General features: G+C 58.6%; 15 protein-coding genes. 10 read left to right on the forward strand and 5 right to left on the reverse strand.

The features are described 5' to 3' along the window. Nucleotides 1–6 precede the first annotated feature (6 nt). Entirely contained in the window at nucleotides 7–381 is a 375-nt protein-coding gene (locus FXO11_RS04180; RefSeq protein WP_148861714.1) for a PilZ domain-containing protein, read from the forward strand. A 175-nt stretch (nucleotides 382–556) separates the two neighbouring features. Here the strand turns inward: FXO11_RS04180 and radA are convergent, their stop codons facing one another. Beyond that, nucleotides 557–1942 (reverse strand): DNA repair protein RadA, encoded by a 1386-nt coding sequence (radA, locus tag FXO11_RS04185; protein ID WP_148861715.1) that lies wholly within the window; start codon nucleotides 1940–1942, stop codon nucleotides 557–559. A gap of 75 nt (nucleotides 1943–2017) precedes the next feature. Continuing rightward, a complete protein-coding gene (gene ettA, locus FXO11_RS04190; protein WP_148861716.1) occupies nucleotides 2018–3679 on the reverse strand; it encodes an energy-dependent translational throttle protein EttA in 1662 nt (553 codons plus the stop codon). Nucleotides 3680–3988: 309 nt separating this feature from the next. On the opposite strand from ettA, the gene glyA reads away from it, so the two are divergent. The 7 genes from glyA to thiL all read left to right on the forward strand — a co-directional run bounded on the left by glyA (nucleotide 3989) and on the right by thiL (nucleotide 10123). Beyond that, nucleotides 3989–5245 carry a serine hydroxymethyltransferase gene (gene glyA, locus FXO11_RS04195; RefSeq protein WP_148861717.1) on the forward strand — a complete coding sequence of 419 codons (1257 nt, stop codon included), beginning with the start codon at nucleotides 3989–3991 and terminating at the stop codon, nucleotides 5243–5245. 58 nt (nucleotides 5246–5303) lie between these two features. Then, entirely contained in the window at nucleotides 5304–5822 is a 519-nt protein-coding gene (gene nrdR / locus FXO11_RS04200) for a transcriptional regulator NrdR (RefSeq protein ID WP_148861718.1), read from the forward strand. 50 nt (nucleotides 5823–5872) lie between these two features. Next, on the forward strand, nucleotides 5873–6997 hold the full coding sequence (gene ribD, locus FXO11_RS04205; RefSeq protein WP_148864785.1) for a bifunctional diaminohydroxyphosphoribosylaminopyrimidine deaminase/5-amino-6-(5-phosphoribosylamino)uracil reductase RibD: 1125 nt from the start codon (nucleotides 5873–5875) through the stop codon (nucleotides 6995–6997). Nucleotides 6998–7061: 64 nt separating this feature from the next. Beyond that, the gene (gene ribBA / locus FXO11_RS04210; RefSeq protein ID WP_148861719.1) at nucleotides 7062–8174 is read left to right on the forward strand and encodes a bifunctional 3,4-dihydroxy-2-butanone-4-phosphate synthase/GTP cyclohydrolase II; all 1113 of its coding nucleotides are present in this window, start codon (nucleotides 7062–7064) and stop codon (nucleotides 8172–8174) included. A 45-nt stretch (nucleotides 8175–8219) separates the two neighbouring features. Next, nucleotides 8220–8696, forward strand: coding sequence for a 6,7-dimethyl-8-ribityllumazine synthase (gene ribH / locus FXO11_RS04215; protein ID WP_148861721.1), 477 nt, complete (start codon nucleotides 8220–8222; stop codon nucleotides 8694–8696). Continuing rightward, entirely contained in the window at nucleotides 8696–9172 is a 477-nt protein-coding gene (nusB, locus tag FXO11_RS04220; RefSeq protein WP_148861723.1) for a transcription antitermination factor NusB, read from the forward strand. The genes ribH and nusB overlap by 1 nt, the downstream gene beginning before the upstream one ends. Before the next feature lie 6 nt (nucleotides 9173–9178). Next, on the forward strand, nucleotides 9179–10123 hold the full coding sequence (gene thiL / locus FXO11_RS04225) for a thiamine-phosphate kinase (RefSeq protein WP_148864786.1): 945 nt from the start codon (nucleotides 9179–9181) through the stop codon (nucleotides 10121–10123). Nucleotides 10124–10196: 73 nt separating this feature from the next. On the opposite strand, the gene FXO11_RS20390 is transcribed toward thiL, so the two are convergent. Next, nucleotides 10197–10400 (reverse strand): DUF6316 family protein, encoded by a 204-nt coding sequence (locus tag FXO11_RS20390; RefSeq protein WP_148861724.1) that lies wholly within the window; start codon nucleotides 10398–10400, stop codon nucleotides 10197–10199. Nucleotides 10401–10735: 335 nt separating this feature from the next. Between FXO11_RS20390 and FXO11_RS04235 the strand changes: the two genes are divergently transcribed. Continuing rightward, complete coding sequence (locus FXO11_RS04235) at nucleotides 10736–11473, forward strand: DUF2057 family protein (protein ID WP_148861725.1); 738 nt, start codon at nucleotides 10736–10738, stop codon at nucleotides 11471–11473. A gap of 66 nt (nucleotides 11474–11539) precedes the next feature. Here FXO11_RS04235 and FXO11_RS04240 read toward each other — a convergent pair whose 3' ends face one another. Together FXO11_RS04240 and FXO11_RS04245 are read right to left on the reverse strand one after the other, a co-directional pair. After that, on the reverse strand, nucleotides 11540–13078 hold the full coding sequence (locus tag FXO11_RS04240; protein ID WP_148861726.1) for a WS/DGAT/MGAT family O-acyltransferase: 1539 nt from the start codon (nucleotides 13076–13078) through the stop codon (nucleotides 11540–11542). Nucleotides 13079–13227: 149 nt separating this feature from the next. Further along, a complete protein-coding gene (locus FXO11_RS04245) occupies nucleotides 13228–14169 on the reverse strand; it encodes a LysR family transcriptional regulator (RefSeq protein ID WP_148861727.1) in 942 nt (313 codons plus the stop codon). Nucleotides 14170–14318: 149 nt separating this feature from the next. Here FXO11_RS04245 and FXO11_RS04250 point away from each other — a divergent pair, with 149 nt between their 5' ends. Then, nucleotides 14319–15323: a glutathione S-transferase family protein gene (locus tag FXO11_RS04250; protein WP_148861728.1), complete on the forward strand. Its 1005-nt coding sequence runs from the start codon at nucleotides 14319–14321 to the stop codon at nucleotides 15321–15323. The last annotated feature ends 2 nt before the right edge of the window (nucleotides 15324–15325 follow it).

The following is a 15325-nucleotide window of genomic DNA, read 5'->3' on the forward strand; positions in this document are numbered from 1 at the left end:
GCCAGCGTGAATGAAGGCAAGTCGTTAGATCGTCGCCGGTTTGAGAGAATTCTCTTCGATGCTCCGTGTGAGTTGCACTCGGGCGATAGCGTATGGCCATCCCATGTGCTGGATATCTCCATGAAGGGCGTTTTGGTCAAGCGTCCCGCCGGCTGGGAAGATCCTTTAAATCAGCCTTTTGAAGTTACCATCCATCTCAACGACCGCGACACCGGCATCGTGATGGCGGTCGAACTGCGTCATGTTGAAGACGATCACCTGGGCTTCAAGTGCCGGTACATTGATATTGAAAGCGCCTCGCACCTCAAACGTTTGGTGGAGTTGAATCTCGGCGACCCGGCCTTGCTGGATCGGGAGTTACGCTACCTCGACGGTGCTTGAGAATGCGATCAACGTAAGCCCGGTAATACCGTAGGGTGGGCTGACGAAGGAAGCCCAATATAATGATTGGCGATCGGGGCGTTGGGCTTCGCAAGCTCAACCCAGCCAACATTTTTTTCGCTGCTCAACCACCGCCCCGGCGAGGGGAAGTTCTGTACGTCAATTGACAGTATCGCTAATGGGCCAGATCCAGTAGCGCATCCAGCGCTTCGCTCAGTTTCGTCACCGGAATAATGTTCATATTGGCAATCGGCTTTCTAGGGACATTGGCCTTAGGCACCACGGCCCGGGTAAAGCCATGCTTTGATGCCTCGTAAATCCGCTCCTGTCCGCTAGGTACCGGGCGGATCTCGCCTGAGAGTCCCACTTCCCCAAAAATGACAAGGTCCTGCGGCAAGGCTTTGTCCCGGAAAGAAGAAACGACGGCGGCCAGCAATGCCAGATCGGCACTGGTTTCACTGACCTTAACCCCACCCACCACATTGACGAAGACGTCCTGATCGGCGCAGTGCATGCCCCCATGCCGATGCAAGACAGCGAGCAGCATGGCTAAGCGGTTCTGATCCAGGCCTACGGCAACTCGGCGGGGATAGCTACCTTGGGCCACATCCACCAAGGCTTGAATTTCGACCAGCATGGGCCGGGTGCCTTCCCAGACCACCATCACCACGCTGCCCGGGGCCGCCTCGTCGCCACGGTTGAGGAAGATGGCACTCGGGTTCTTCACTTCTTTCAGGCCCTGTTCGAGCATGGCGAACACGCCCAGCTCGTTGACGGCGCCAAACCGGTTCTTGATGCCGCGTAGGGTGCGGAACCGGCTATCGCTGGAGCCTTCCAGCAGGATGGAGCAGTCGATCATGTGTTCCAGTACCTTGGGGCCGGCCAGGCTGCCGTCCTTGGTGACGTGCCCAACCAGGAACAGGATGGTGCCGGTTTGCTTGGCAAAGCGTGTCAGGTAGGCAGCACTCTCTCGCACCTGCGAAACGCTGCCCGGTGCGGATTCAACCTCACTGATGTGCATCACCTGGATACTGTCGACCACCAATATGCGTGGCTTCTCCGCTTCGGCGATCTGGAGGATGCGCTCGACACTTGTTTCCGAGAGCATTTTCAAGTCTTTGGTAGGAACGCCCAGGCGCTTCGCGCGTAAAGCGACCTGCTGTAGCGACTCCTCGCCAGTTACGTAGAGCGCCGGGAGCTGGGCAGCCAAGTGGCATACGGTCTGCAGCAAGAGCGTACTCTTGCCGGCGCCCGGATGGCCGCCCATCAGGATGGCCGAGCCTTCCACCAGCCCGCCGCCCAGCACGCGGTCCAGCTCTTTCATGCCGGAACTGACGCGGGGTTGCTCGGCCAGATTGATTGAATCCAGTGACTGCACGCCGGTCAGGCTGCCGGCAAAGCCCTCGAAACGGGCGCCCCTATGGCCGACGTTACCCGGAGCGCTAACGCCACGCACCTCGCTAATGGTGTTCCAGGCGTTACAGGCCGAGCATTGGCCTTGCCATTTCGAATAATCGGCACCGCATTCGGTGCATACGTAGGCGATCTTGGTCTTTGCCATTGTTGCTCGACAGGCTGGTGGTTGGGGAAGAAGGAAGGCGCGGGCGGTCGGATGCGAACAGCCGCCCGCCGGCGGTCAGGCCAGTTTCTTATACTTCATGCGCTGAGGCACCATCGCGGAATCGCCTTTGCGCTTGCGGTGATCTTCGTCGTATTCATAGAAGTTACCTTCGAAGAACACGACCTCTCCGTCATCCTCAAAGGCCAGGATATGAGTAGCCACACGGTCGAGGAACCAGCGGTCGTGCGAGATCACTAACGCCGCGCCGGGGAAGTTGAGCAGCGCGTCTTCCAGAGCACGCAGGGTTTCCACGTCCAGATCGTTGGTGGGTTCGTCCAGCAACAGGACGTTGCCGCCTTCCTTCAAAAGCTTGGCTAAGTGCAGGCGGTTACGCTCGCCCCCGGAAAGATCGCCAACCCGTTTCTGCTGGTCGCTGCCCTTAAAGTTGAAGCGGCCGACATAGGCCCTGGAGGGCGTTTGATAGTTGCCGACCTGAATGAGGTCCTGGCCGTCACTCAGTTCTTCCCATACGGTCTTGGAGCCGTCCAAGTCGCGCATTTGGTCAACATAGGCGAGCTTGACGGACTCGCCGACGGTAATGCTGCCGACATCCGGTTCGTCCTTGCCGGCGATCATGCGGAACAGGGTGGATTTGCCCGCACCGTTGCCGCCGATAATGCCGACAATGGCGCCGGGTGGCACGCTGAAGCTAACGTTCTCGTACAGCAGGCGGTCGCCGAACGACTTGCTGATGTTGTCGACCTCGATCACCTTGTCGCCCAAGCGCGGGCCGGGTGGAATATAGAGCTCGTTGGTCTCGTTGCGTTTCTGGAAGTCCTGGGAGTTCATTTCCTCGAAGCGGGCCAGGCGAGCCTTGCTTTTGGACTGGCGGCCTTTGCTGTTACTACGGACCCACTCCAGCTCGTGCTTGATCGATTTCTGCCGGGCGGCTTCTTGCTTGGCCTCGGTCTCCAGGCGTTTCTCCTTGGCTTCCAACCATTGGCTGTAATTGCCTTCGAAGGGAATGCCATGACCGCGGTCGAGCTCGAGAATCCAGCCGGCCACGTTATCGAGGAAATAGCGGTCGTGGGTGATCGCCACCACCGTGCCGGTGTAGTCATGCAGGAAGCGCTCAAGCCATGCCACGGATTCCGCATCGAGGTGGTTGGTGGGCTCGTCCAGTAGCAGCATGTCCGGACCGGACATCAGCAATCGGCATAGCGCCACCCGGCGGCGCTCACCACCCGAGAGTTGATCGACCTTGGTGTCCCACGCCGGCAGGCGAAGGGCGTCGGCAGCCACTTCGAGCTTGCGTTCGATGTCGTGGCCGTCTGCGGCCTGAATCAGGCTTTCCAGCTCGCCCTGCTTTTTTGCCAGGGCGTCGAAGTCGGCATCAGGTTCAGCGTAGGCCGCATACACTTGGTCCAGTTCGGCTAACGCATTGTGGATGCTGGCGACTGCCTCGTCGACGATCTCCTTGACGGTCTTGCTTTCGTCAAGTTCGGGCTCCTGGGGTAGATAGCCGACGTTGATGCCGGGCTGAGGGCGGGCTTCGCCGATGTAATCCTGGTCGACGCCGGCCATGATGCGTAGCAGGGTCGATTTACCCGAGCCGTTGAGGCCGAGGACGCCGATCTTGGCGCCGGGGAAGAAACTCAGGGAAATATCTTTGAGGATTTCGCGCTTGGGTGGTACCACCTTGCCCACGCGATTCATCGTATAGACGTATTGGGCCATGATCCGGCAGTGTCCTTTCGAAGAGTTGTATCGAATAAATGTATCGAATGAATGTCTCGGTTGAATGGAGACGTACGGAGCGAAAACAGTAGTGGAAAGCCCCGAAAAATGTCCGACTCAGAAGGTTTCTTACGGTAGCGAAACGGGCTCGCTTTGGCAATTGGAACCCCCACCTGCCAACCCGCGCGGAAAACCCGTATCATGCGGGTTAAAAGATGATTTCGACGGGGCTTTTGGGCTAGAATACGGCCCCTTCAATTTCCACTGATAGCAATTTTCACCGATAGCGATTACAGGGGCAGCGCATCCATGTTCAACCGTGAAATGAAAATCGCCGGCTTCGATGATGATGTCTGGAACGCCATCCAGGCCGAAAACGAACGGCAGGAAGCTCATATCGAGCTGATCGCCTCGGAAAACTACACCAGCCCGCGAGTCATGGAAGCGCAGGGGAGCGTACTGACCAACAAGTATGCCGAAGGCTACCCCGGTAAGCGTTATTACGGTGGTTGCGAGCACGTCGATGTGGTCGAAGAGCTGGCTGTTGCCCGTGCCAAAGAGCTGTTCGGCGCTGCTTATGCAAACGTTCAGCCGCACTCCGGCTCCCAGGCCAATAGTGCAGTCTACATGGCGCTGGTCAAGCCTGGCGATACCGTGTTGGGGATGAGTCTGGCCCATGGTGGTCACTTGACCCACGGCGCGTCCGTCAATTTTTCAGGCAAGATCTACAAGGCCGTCCAGTATGGCCTGAACCCGGAGACCGGCCTGATCGACTACGACGAAGTCGAGCGCTTGGCCGAAGAGCATAAGCCGAAGATGATTGTCGCCGGTTTCTCGGCCTACTCCCAGCACCTGGATTTCGCTCGCTTCCGTGCCATCGCCGATAAGGTGGGCGCTTACCTGTTCGTGGATATGGCGCATGTCGCCGGTCTGGTGGCCGCTGGCGTCTACCCGGATCCGGTTCCTCATGCCCATGTTGTTGCAACAACCACACACAAGACCCTGCGCGGTCCACGTGGCGGTCTGATCTTGGCTTGCGCCGACGAGGATATTCAGAAGAAGCTCAATTCCGCCGTCTTCCCCGGTGGTCAGGGCGGGCCGCTGATGCATGTGATCGCAGCCAAGGCCGTATGCTTCAAGGAAGCCATGGGCGATGAGTTCCGTGATTACCAGAAGCAGGTGGTCAAGAACGCTCAGGTTATGGCCAGCGTCTTTATCGACCGCGGTTACGATGTGGTTTCCGGCGGTACCGAAAATCATCTTTTCCTGGTCAGCTTGATCAAGCAGGATATCACCGGAAAAGACGCCGATGCCGCACTGGGCAAGGCCCATATTACGGTTAACAAGAACGCGGTTCCCAACGACCCGCGTTCGCCGTTCGTCACCTCCGGCTTGCGTCTCGGTACGCCGGCCGTAACCACCCGTGGTTTTGGCGAAGGTGAGTGTCGGGAGCTTGCCGGCTGGATGTGCGACATCCTGGATGACCTCGAGAACGAAGACACCATTAACCGGGTACGCGAGCAGGTTCAATCTCTGTGTGAGCGTTTCCCTGTATACACCGGCTGAAGCCGCTTGAGTTGAGGGGCTTCAGCCGAGGCCCCTGATCGGTTCCGGAGCAAACGACATGCACTGTCCCTTTTGCGGAGAGGCGGATACCAAGGTGATCGACTCCCGGCTGGTGGCCGAAGGCGACCAGGTGCGGCGCCGTCGTGAGTGCCTGTCCTGTAAGGAGCGTTTTACCACCTTTGAGTCTGCCGAGCTGGTGATGCCTCGGGTGGTAAAGCAGGACGGCACGCGTCAGCCGTTCGATGAGGACAAGCTGCGCTCGGGCCTCATGAAGGCTCTTGAGAAACGGCCGGTCAGTATCGAGGAAATCGATGCGGCTCTGAATCGCATTAAGTTCCGCGTGCGGTCTCGGGGCGAGCGGGAGATAAAGTCCATGGAGCTGGGGGAAGAGGTCATGACCGAATTGCGCCAGCTCGACAAGGTGGCCTATGTGAGGTTTGCTTCCGTCTACCGCAGTTTTCAGGATATCAATGAGTTCAAGGAAGAGATCGAGCGCCTCAGCGCCAATATGGGCGATAAAGCTGATCCGGTGGATGTCGCCAAGGCGCTGACAACTCCGGGTAAATCCAAGGGCTGAAGGGCGGCGTCTTGAGTTCTGCAAGCCGGCAAACCGACATTGATGTGGCGATGATGGCGCGGGCGGTCCAGCTTGCCTGGCGCGGTCGCTACTCCACGCATCCCAATCCGCGGGTCGGTTGCGTGATCAGCCGTCAAAACGAAATTGTTGGCGAGGGCTGGCATGAACGGGCGGGTGAGCCTCATGCCGAAGTGCATGCCCTCCAGGCTGCTGGCTCAAGCGCGCGTGGAGCGACTGCATATGTGACGCTGGAGCCCTGCAGCCATTACGGCCGAACGCCCCCGTGCGCCGAGGCTTTGGTCGATGCGGGTATTGCTCGCGTGGTGATGGCGATGACCGATCCCAACCCGGCCGTTTCCGGGCGTGGACTGAAGCACCTTGGAGACGCGGGTATCGACGTCGTGCAGGGTGTTTTGGGCGCGGAGGCGGAAAAACTCAATCCGGGCTTCCTTAAACGTATGCGGACCGGTCGTCCTTTTTTCCGTATCAAAGTGGCGACAAGCCTGGATGGGCGTACGGCGATGGCCTCAGGCGAAAGCCAGTGGGTCACCGGGCCGGCCGCACGGCGCGATGTCCAGCGTCTGCGTGCCATGAGTGCGGCGATTGTCACGGGTATCGGCACGGTGTTGGCCGATGATCCGTCGCTGACCGTTCGCCCTGGCGAGATGGGGGGGCTGGACGACGCGGTGCCGCCGGGCGATCAACCGCCTCGAATCATCCTGGACCGCCTCTTGCGCACGCCGCCTGTAGCGCGAATCCTCGCTCAGGGGCCCGTCTGGATTGTCTGCGATTCGGATTGTCTTGAATCGGCAGAGGCCGACAAACTGCGCGCCGCTGGCGCCACACTGTATGGCGTACCCGTGGTGGACCGGCGCCTTGATCTCGATGCGGTGGCACAGGTTTTGGCCGACGCCGGCTTGAACGAAGTTCTGGTTGAGGCGGGCCCCATGCTCTCCGGCGCCTTTGTCGCTGCGGGCCTGGCGGATGAGCTCTGGCTCTACCAAGCGCCGGTTTTTCTCGGCAGCGATGGAATGCCCACCGTGACCCTGGCCATCTCCCGGATGGCCGACCGGAAAATATGGACGGTTCATGAACGTCGCCAGATTGGCGACGACCAACGTCTGATCCTTGTCCCCGAAAATCCCTCGTCCGGACAGCTGTCAGGGGCGTATTGAGGTCGGGCCTGGCCCGTCGGACAAGTAACTGGCCCGCTACATGAGTAAAAGGGTGCAAGCACTTATGGCACTGAACACGATCGAAGAGATTATCGAAGACATCCGCCAGGGCAAGATGGTGATCCTGATGGATGACGAAGATCGCGAGAACGAAGGCGATCTGGTCATGGCGGCAGAGTTCTGCACCCCGGAGGCGATCAACTTCATGGCGCGCTTCGGCCGCGGTCTGATTTGCATGCCGATGACGCCCCAGCGCTGCGAGCAGCTCGATCTGCCGCTGATGGTCCAGAAGAATGCGTCCGGCTTCGGTACCAAGTTCACGTTATCCATTGAGGCAGCCGAAGGGGTGACCACGGGTATATCCGCCGCCGACCGTGCGCGTACGGTACAGGCTGCTGTTGCCAAGAATGCGAAACCGTCCGATATCGTCCAGCCGGGCCATATCTTTCCGCTGATGAGCAACCCGGGTGGCGTTTTGAGTCGTGCCGGTCATACCGAAGCTTCATGCGACCTGGCGGCTCTGGCGGGTGCAGAGCCTGTGGGCGTGATCTGCGAGATCATGAACGAAGACGGCACCATGGCCCGTAGAGAGGATCTGGAGGTTTTCGCCAAGGCGCATGATCTCAAGATCGGCACCATCGCCGATCTGATTCACTACCGTACACTGCACGAGCGCACGATCGAGTGTATCGAAGGCTACGATCTTGAAACCGAGCATGGCGTGTTCAAGTTGCATACCTATCGCGACACGATCCAGGGTGGCACTCATTTGGCTCTGACGATGGGAGAAATCCATAAGGACGACCCGCTTCTGGTGCGAGTGCATATCACTGACACGCTTCGGGACTTACTGGGCGCGCGCCGTTCAGGGTCGCATAGCTGGCCGCTGCACCATGCGCTGGAAAAGGTGGCCGAGGAAGGCCGGGGCGTTGTCGTGCTGCTCAACGGTCTCGAGGACAGTTACAACCTGGATGACCGTATTCACGAATTTTTCGAGCACAGCCGCCCTTCGATGACTAAAGGCGGGTCCGGCGTCTACTTCACCGTGGGCACAGGGTCCCAAATCTTGCGGGACCTGGGTGTTGGCAAGATGCGTCTGCTGAGTGCACCGATTAAGTTCTCGGCCATTTCCGGCTTCGATCTGGAAGTGGTCGAGTATCTGCCCTATAACCCTTAAATTATCCGGCGTCATTTGTGATGGCGCTGGGAACAGGAGTTTTACATGTCTGGAATCAAGACGCTGGAAGGTGATTTTACCCAGTGCAGTGGGCGCTATGCCTTGGTCGTCGGCCGCTTCAACGCCTTTGTGGTGGACAGTCTGGTTGAAGGCGCCATCGATACGCTGCGCCGTCATGGTATTGCGGAAAGCGACATAACCCTGGTTCGTGTGCCTGGCGCCTTTGAGATGCCGCTGGCGGTCAAGCGGGTTGCAGAGAGCGGCAATTACGACGCCATTATCGCCTTAGGCGCGGTTATCCGTGGCGGAACCCCGCATTTCGAATACGTGGCGGGTGAAGCCGCGAGCGGTATCGGGGCGGTGAGCCTGGAAACCGACGTGCCGGTTGCCTTCGGTGTGCTAACCGTGGATTCTATCGAACAGGCCATCGAGCGTTCCGGCACCAAAGCCGGCAACAAGGGCGCCGAAGCCGCTGTGACAGCGCTGGAAATGGTCAGCCTGTTCAAGAAGATAGGTGAGTAATGAGCGACCAGGAAACGACCGCGCCCGAAGCCTCCGGCAGTGGCGCCCCCAAAGCCGGGGAACGTCGTCGCGCCCGCGTGCTGGCCATGCAGGCGCTTTATCATCGTCACTATTCCAAGAGCACGGTCAGCAATATCGAAGCCGAGTTCATGGTGGACAACGACATGTCCAAAATTGACTCAGCTTACTTTCGTGATCTCCTGCGCGGCGTTCATCGGGAGCAAGCGGATCTCGACAAGACGCTCGAGCCCTACCTCGACCGTCCCCTGCATGAAGTTGACCCGATCGAGCTGGCCATCGTGCGCCTGGGAACCTACGAGCTCAAGCACCGCATTGACGTGCCTTACCGTGTGGTGATCAACGAGGGTATCGAGCTTGCCAAGCGTTTTGGCGGCACCGAGGGGCATCGGTTCGTTAACAGCGTCCTGGACAAGCTTAGTCGTCGCCTGCGACTGGCGGAAACCCGGCCTCGCTAAACCATGATGGGTGAGTTCGAGCTGATCCAACAGATCTTTGAGCCGATTGCAAAGTCGACGCAACGGCCGGATCTGGTCTTCGCGATCGGCGACGACTGCGCGATTCAGCGGATACCCGCGGGCCACGAACTGGTTTTTTCAGTGGACACACTGGTCGAAGGTGTCCATTTCCCCCATGACTACATGCCTGAACATTTAGCGACGCGAGCGCTGGCCGTAGCCGTCAGCGACTTGGCTGCCATGGGGGCCGATCCGGTTTGCTATACGTTGGCGCTGACGCTTCCCTCGGCCGACCGAGCTTGGCTGGAGGCGTTCGGCCAGGCGTTGGCGAGAGCCAGCCAAGCCTTCGGTATTGCCCTTGCGGGCGGCGACACCACGCGGGGGCCATTGACGCTCACTGTGCAGGTTCACGGTACCGTACCTGAGGGTGCGGCCTTACGGCGCAATGGCGCTAAACCGGGGGATCGCGTGGTCGTTTCAGGGACGTTAGGCGAAGCGGCAGAGGCGCTGAACTGGCTGGACGCAGCGTCTCCACGCGAGTCCGTGGCGACTTTGCTTGACCGTTACCATCGCCCCCAGCCCCAGTTGCAGCTCGGCCGTTATCTTCGTGGGCGGGCCAGCGCCGCGATCGATATTTCCGACGGCCTGATTTCCGATTTGCGGCATATTATGCGGGCATCCGGGGTGGGCGCCGAAATCGACGCTTCAGCCCTTCCGCTTTCCCGGGCGCTACAGGCAGTGGCTGGTGAGAAAGGGCCCCAACTGGCCCTGGAAGGCGGAGACGACTATGAGCTTTGCTTCACCGTCCCACCTGAGCGCTGGCCTGAAGTGCAGCGGGACGCCCCTGAACAACTTACGGTCATTGGCGAGATCACTGAAGTCGAGGGGTTGGTGCTTTGTAATGCCAGCGGTATCGCAGGTAACTTGGTGGGCTACGATCATTTCCGTTAGGGTTTGTTGCGTCGCTAACAAAAAAACCGTCCTAAGCCACCTATTGGCTATCGGCGCGCGTGAATTGCAGCGGTTAGTGAAACGCGACGTCGTCGGGCATCAATTTAATAACATGGAGGAAGCGCTTAAGACCAATCTCGGCGCGATCTCTCGAAGCGAACGGCCCGCTATCGAATCCTTCCCTTGTCGTGAAATACCATTTGCTCCCGACGCAGAAAAAACGGCTGCAGCGGAAAGGAATCGGTCCGGCCTCTCCGTCTCTATGCTTGGTATTCATAACGTTGCTCCTGTGCCTCGCCTATAGTTATCACTTCTTCGGACGTACCGTCATGTGTTTCGGATGCCGATGGCTTGAATTTAATCTATACACGCCGGAATTCAACGTTCGGCCACCTGATATTCGATGGTCTGATAGCGGTGATTTGATAGTAGTGAACTAATAGGGCGGTGAACTAATAGAGGGCCGGTAGGAGTCACTTTTCGACACTTGAAAGTGCGTCCCCGACTGGGTCAGTCTTGCGCTAGCCTCGGGCAATCGTCAAAATGCCGATTCGGTCGCGGAACCCGCCGCGGGCCGCCTTCTGCTCACAGAAATATCGTCGCGAGGTTTTCATGTCATCAGGTCTTAACGGACAGGGGCTTACGAGCCGTCTGAAACTGCTTTTTGTGCTGTCTGTCGCTGTGGTGCTCGCAGGCTGTGGCACAGCGCTCAAGAACGTTCAGACCTGGGAAGGGCCTTCAGCTGAACGAAGCCAGATCGCCATTCTGGAAAAGCCGGGATCGGTGAAAGTTCTGTCCGTTAATGGCGAGGACATGAGCAACTTCCTGATGGACGATATCGAGCTGAATTACGAGCTATTACCGGGGGAAAACACGGTGGTATTCACCCACAAGACCATTTGGGCTAAAAAAACGGTCGTTGATAACGGCGAGTCCAAAGTGCACGTGGTGGAGACGGAGCCTCAGCAGGTGGTTATCAATGCGCAGGCTGGTGAAACCTATTCTTTTGTGCTGCCTGAGCCGGCGGGGCAGCGTGAAGCCGAGAGCATTGCCAAGAATTTTCAGGCCACGATTGTAAACAGCCAGAGTCGCCAGGTGGCCCAGTCCACGGACTCCGTAGTCCCGAAGCAACAATTGCCGACATTGAATGCGGCTAGTGAGCAAGCGGCTCCCGCTCAAGCGCAGGCCGCTGCGCCCGCGGCCACCGGCGCTGCGGGTGGTATCGCAGCCTCTCAGGGTGCCGCGCCGTCTGCGGCTAATAACCTGCCGACGCTGGAAGGGTTGAAGGTGTTGTGGGAACGCGCCAGTGCCGAAGAGAAGAAAAACTTCCTGCGCTGGGCCTTCCAGTAGGCCAGTAGGATTCTCATTTTGAGGGGCAGTCGTTGCTGCCCCTTTATGTTTCCGATTTACCCCGAGCTACCGCTTAAAACGTCCTACCGATTTTCGTATCACGCCTTCCATTACACTCAATGCGTCATCCAGCAAGGTTGAGCCGTGTCCGTTAGGTTCCATCTGTTCGGATGTCTCCATCGGAAGCTTGGCCGCGGCGGCCTCTATGCTGTCGAGGCTGGGTTCAACCAGCTCTATCAAACGATGTCCGTCGGGCACTACATCCGGACAAAGGGTAAAATTCAGGGTTAACTGGCCTTCATAGCTCACGGCCACAATGACCAGGCCCATGCTGTCGAACAACGGCGCGGTATTGTACTGATGGGTCAGCTTGGCTCCCTGTAAATAAAGCGGCACCTGCGGCCCGGGCACGTTCGTGATGGGAACGTTGAAAACCGGCTGGTAGCGTTGGGCCAGCTGCAGCTCGGTGTAAAGGCGCGCGGATAGAGCAAGCATGGTGGAGGGCACCAGCTCGGTCAGCCGATCGGCGGCAATGGCTTCCTGGTAGGGTTCGGATGCCACGGCATTCCAGTGAATCCTACGGATGCGGGTAGCCGGACAGGTTTCATTCGTGGCCAGATCCAGCAGCATGGCCGACATCTGGTTGCCGGTCGGCCGGCGCAGGCTTTTCGAACGCACCGAGACCGGCGTCATCGCCACTAGCGAACGCTGCAGCTCGACATTGTTTTCCACCAGGTAACGCCGCAGAATTTCCGCGCACAGACCTAATACCACGTCATTGAGGGTGACGTCGCCGATACTGGCCTTGATTGCCTTGAGTCGGGACAGCGGCATGCTCTTGCCCAGGACGCGGCGATTAGCGGTGATTTGGCGGTTGAAAGGGCTATGGGGGGCGGAAAAAAGCGGCAGTGGCAAGGGGAGCTTGCGTAGCTGTTTCTGGATCACGCCCCGTGTGGTGGCTTCGATAGCCGTCGAGGCCAAAGACGCGAAACGGAATGGCTTGCGGATCAGGTTGGCTCCCACATGCAATAGTGCCCGCTCATCGGTAGGCGCTGGTCGGGGGCGCCAGGGTTGGGGGGATTTGATCGGGTCCGGATGGGGGCTGTATTCCAGCAGCTTGCCCATGATTTCTTCGCCACTGAACGCGTCGATGGCGGCGTGATGCAGGCGCACGATCAGCGCAAATCCCTGACCTTCGTCCGGGGCGCGATTCTCTGCGCTGGTGTTTAGTCCATCGACGAAAGTGATATGCCATAGGGGGCGATCGCGCTTGAGCGGCTCTTGCAAGATGCGCGACGCCAGCGCCATGAGGCTGTCTGCATCGTTGCGCGCCCCCATTTTTACGTAGGCCAGGTGGCGTTCGATACTGAAGTTGGCATCATCGACCCAATAAGGGGCACCCAACCGAAGTGGCACCTGCTGCAGTTTTTCCCGAAAGAACGGAACCACATGAAGGCGGCTTTGCAGATAGGCGACGAAGGTGCTGAACGAAAGGGGAGTCCGGCACTCCTGGCCATCGAAAATGTATATGCCGCCGATATGCATCGGGGCGGTGTCGGATTCCAGATAGAGAAAAGAGGCATCCAGTTCGGACAGCTGCCGCATGAATCACTCCCTGCATTAACGGCCGGGTCATCATTGAGAGTAGGGGTCGTAATTGAAAGTAGTAGCCGGCGCCATTTTGCGCCCCCTGTGCCGAGTCGTCGAGTGTCATTACAGGCTTTTTTGGCGTTACAGGTCAGACGGGGGCAAAGCTAACGGCTGAGCGGGTCGATCCAGCGGCTAAACTGATGGGGTTCCGACAGTTTATCCCAGAACCATCGGAGCGCGTTGCCCTGGCAGGCATGGTCGTCTCCCTGGCTTTCATGGTGTCGCACCAGGTGCAGAACCACCGGTTGTCGAACCGCCTCCACGTCAAGTCCGACCAGCGTACCGTTGGCAAGGCGTTCTCGAATTCGTGGCTCGGGTAGCCAGCCTACCCCTAGCCCGGCGGCCTGGGCACTGATTTTCTGGTCGATGTTGGTAACCGTGATTGTCCGCTGACGTGAAAAAATGCCTGCCGTCGCGGGCTGCATATGACGGGCGCTATCCGCAGCGACGATGGCTGGGTAGCGGGCCAGGGTGTCTTCGGGAATAACGCCCGTTTCATGGCACAGGGGATGGTTCGGCGCAACCGCATAAACAAAGGGAACCTGGCCTAGAATGCGGGTGGCGAAAGGCCCTGCAGGACGGCTGAGCGAATCGGCGCCGAATACGAGATCTACCCGCCGGCACTGCAGTGCATCCCAGGCCCCGGCGAAGACTTCCTCCACTAACTGAATTTCCACGGGCACATCCAAAGCCTGGAAAGCACGAATGGCCGGAAACAGGGCGTCCATGGGCAGTAGCGTATTGACGGCGATCTTGATGCGAGTTTCCCAGCCCTGGGCAACTTGCTTGGTGGCGTGAGCTAGGGCGTCCGTAGCATCCAGGAGGGCGCGGCCCTCGTTGAGCAGGTAGAGCCCGGCCGGGGTCAGCTTGGCCCGATGCCCGGAACGGTCAAAAATGTCGATACCCAGGTCATCCTCGAGTTTTTGCACGGTGTAGCTGATGGCCGAGGGTACACGAAACAGTTCTGCTGCGGCGCCAGCGAAACTGCCTCTACGGTCAATAGCATCAAGGACTTTGAGAGCATCAATGGTGATTGCGTTATGCATGTTCAGTCATTCTGAATAAGTTGGCCAGAAATCATCGTTTGAGTGGACGACAGTGTAATCGTAGTCTCAATGCATGCTCCAGTCGGTCTTATGTTTTAACGTCGACCGAATTGAGCCCACTCTACACCCCGATTATCAAGGAGATCTCCATGGGATTGCTGGTTGATGGGAAGTGGCAGGATAAGTGGTACGACACCGACAAGTCTGGCGGTAAATTCGAGCGTGAAAAATCCCGGTTTCGCAATTGGGTGACGGCTGACGGTTCGCCCGGCCCGTCAGGCAGGGGGGGATTCGCTGGCGAATCGGGCCGCTATCACCTATACGTTTCCATGGCTTGTCCCTGGGCTCATCGCACGCTTGTCTTCCGTGCGCTGAAGGGGCTTGAGCCGCACATCTCGGTCTCTGTCGTGCACCCGCACATGCTCGAGAATGGTTGGGAGTTCAGGCCGGACGATCCTGTCCATCGGGACCACATTAACGGAAAGCAGTTCCTGCATCAGGTTTATACCCAGGTTGCTCCCGATTATACCGGGCGGGTGACGGTACCTGTGTTATGGGATCGCCAAACTGGCGAAATTGTCAGCAATGAGTCGGCCGAAATCATCCGCATGTTCAACGATGCGTTCGATCATCTCGAGGGGGTTAGGGGCGATATCGATTTCTACCCCGATACGCTGCGCGCCGATATTGAAGCCGTTAATGAGCGGGTCTATCGCTCCGTCAATAACGGTGTTTATAAGGCGGGCTTCGCAACGGCTCAGGCTGCTTATGAAGAAGCCTACCGTGCGCTGTTCGACTCGCTGGACTGGCTGGACGAGCGCCTCGCCGGGCAGCGCTACCTGGTGGGAAATGTTTTAACTGAAGCCGACTGGCGCCTGTTCACGACGCTGGTACGCTTCGACGCGGTGTATTATTCCCACTTCAAGTGCAATCGCCAGCAATTGGCCAGCTTCGCCAATCTGTCCGGGTATCTGCGCGATCTTTATCAGGTGCCGGGCGTGGCGGAAACAGTCGATATCGAGCAGATCAAATCGCACTACTACGTTAGTCAGCGTACCGTTAACCCCACCCAGATCGTCCCGGTCGGCCCGGCGCTGGATCTGGATGCGCCCCATGGTCGCGATTCTATGGGGCCGGCCTTCGGTAGGGGGTGAGC

This window comes from Marinobacter fonticola (genome assembly GCF_008122265.1).
GTDB classification, from domain to species: domain Bacteria; phylum Pseudomonadota; class Gammaproteobacteria; order Pseudomonadales; family Oleiphilaceae; genus Marinobacter_A; species Marinobacter_A fonticola.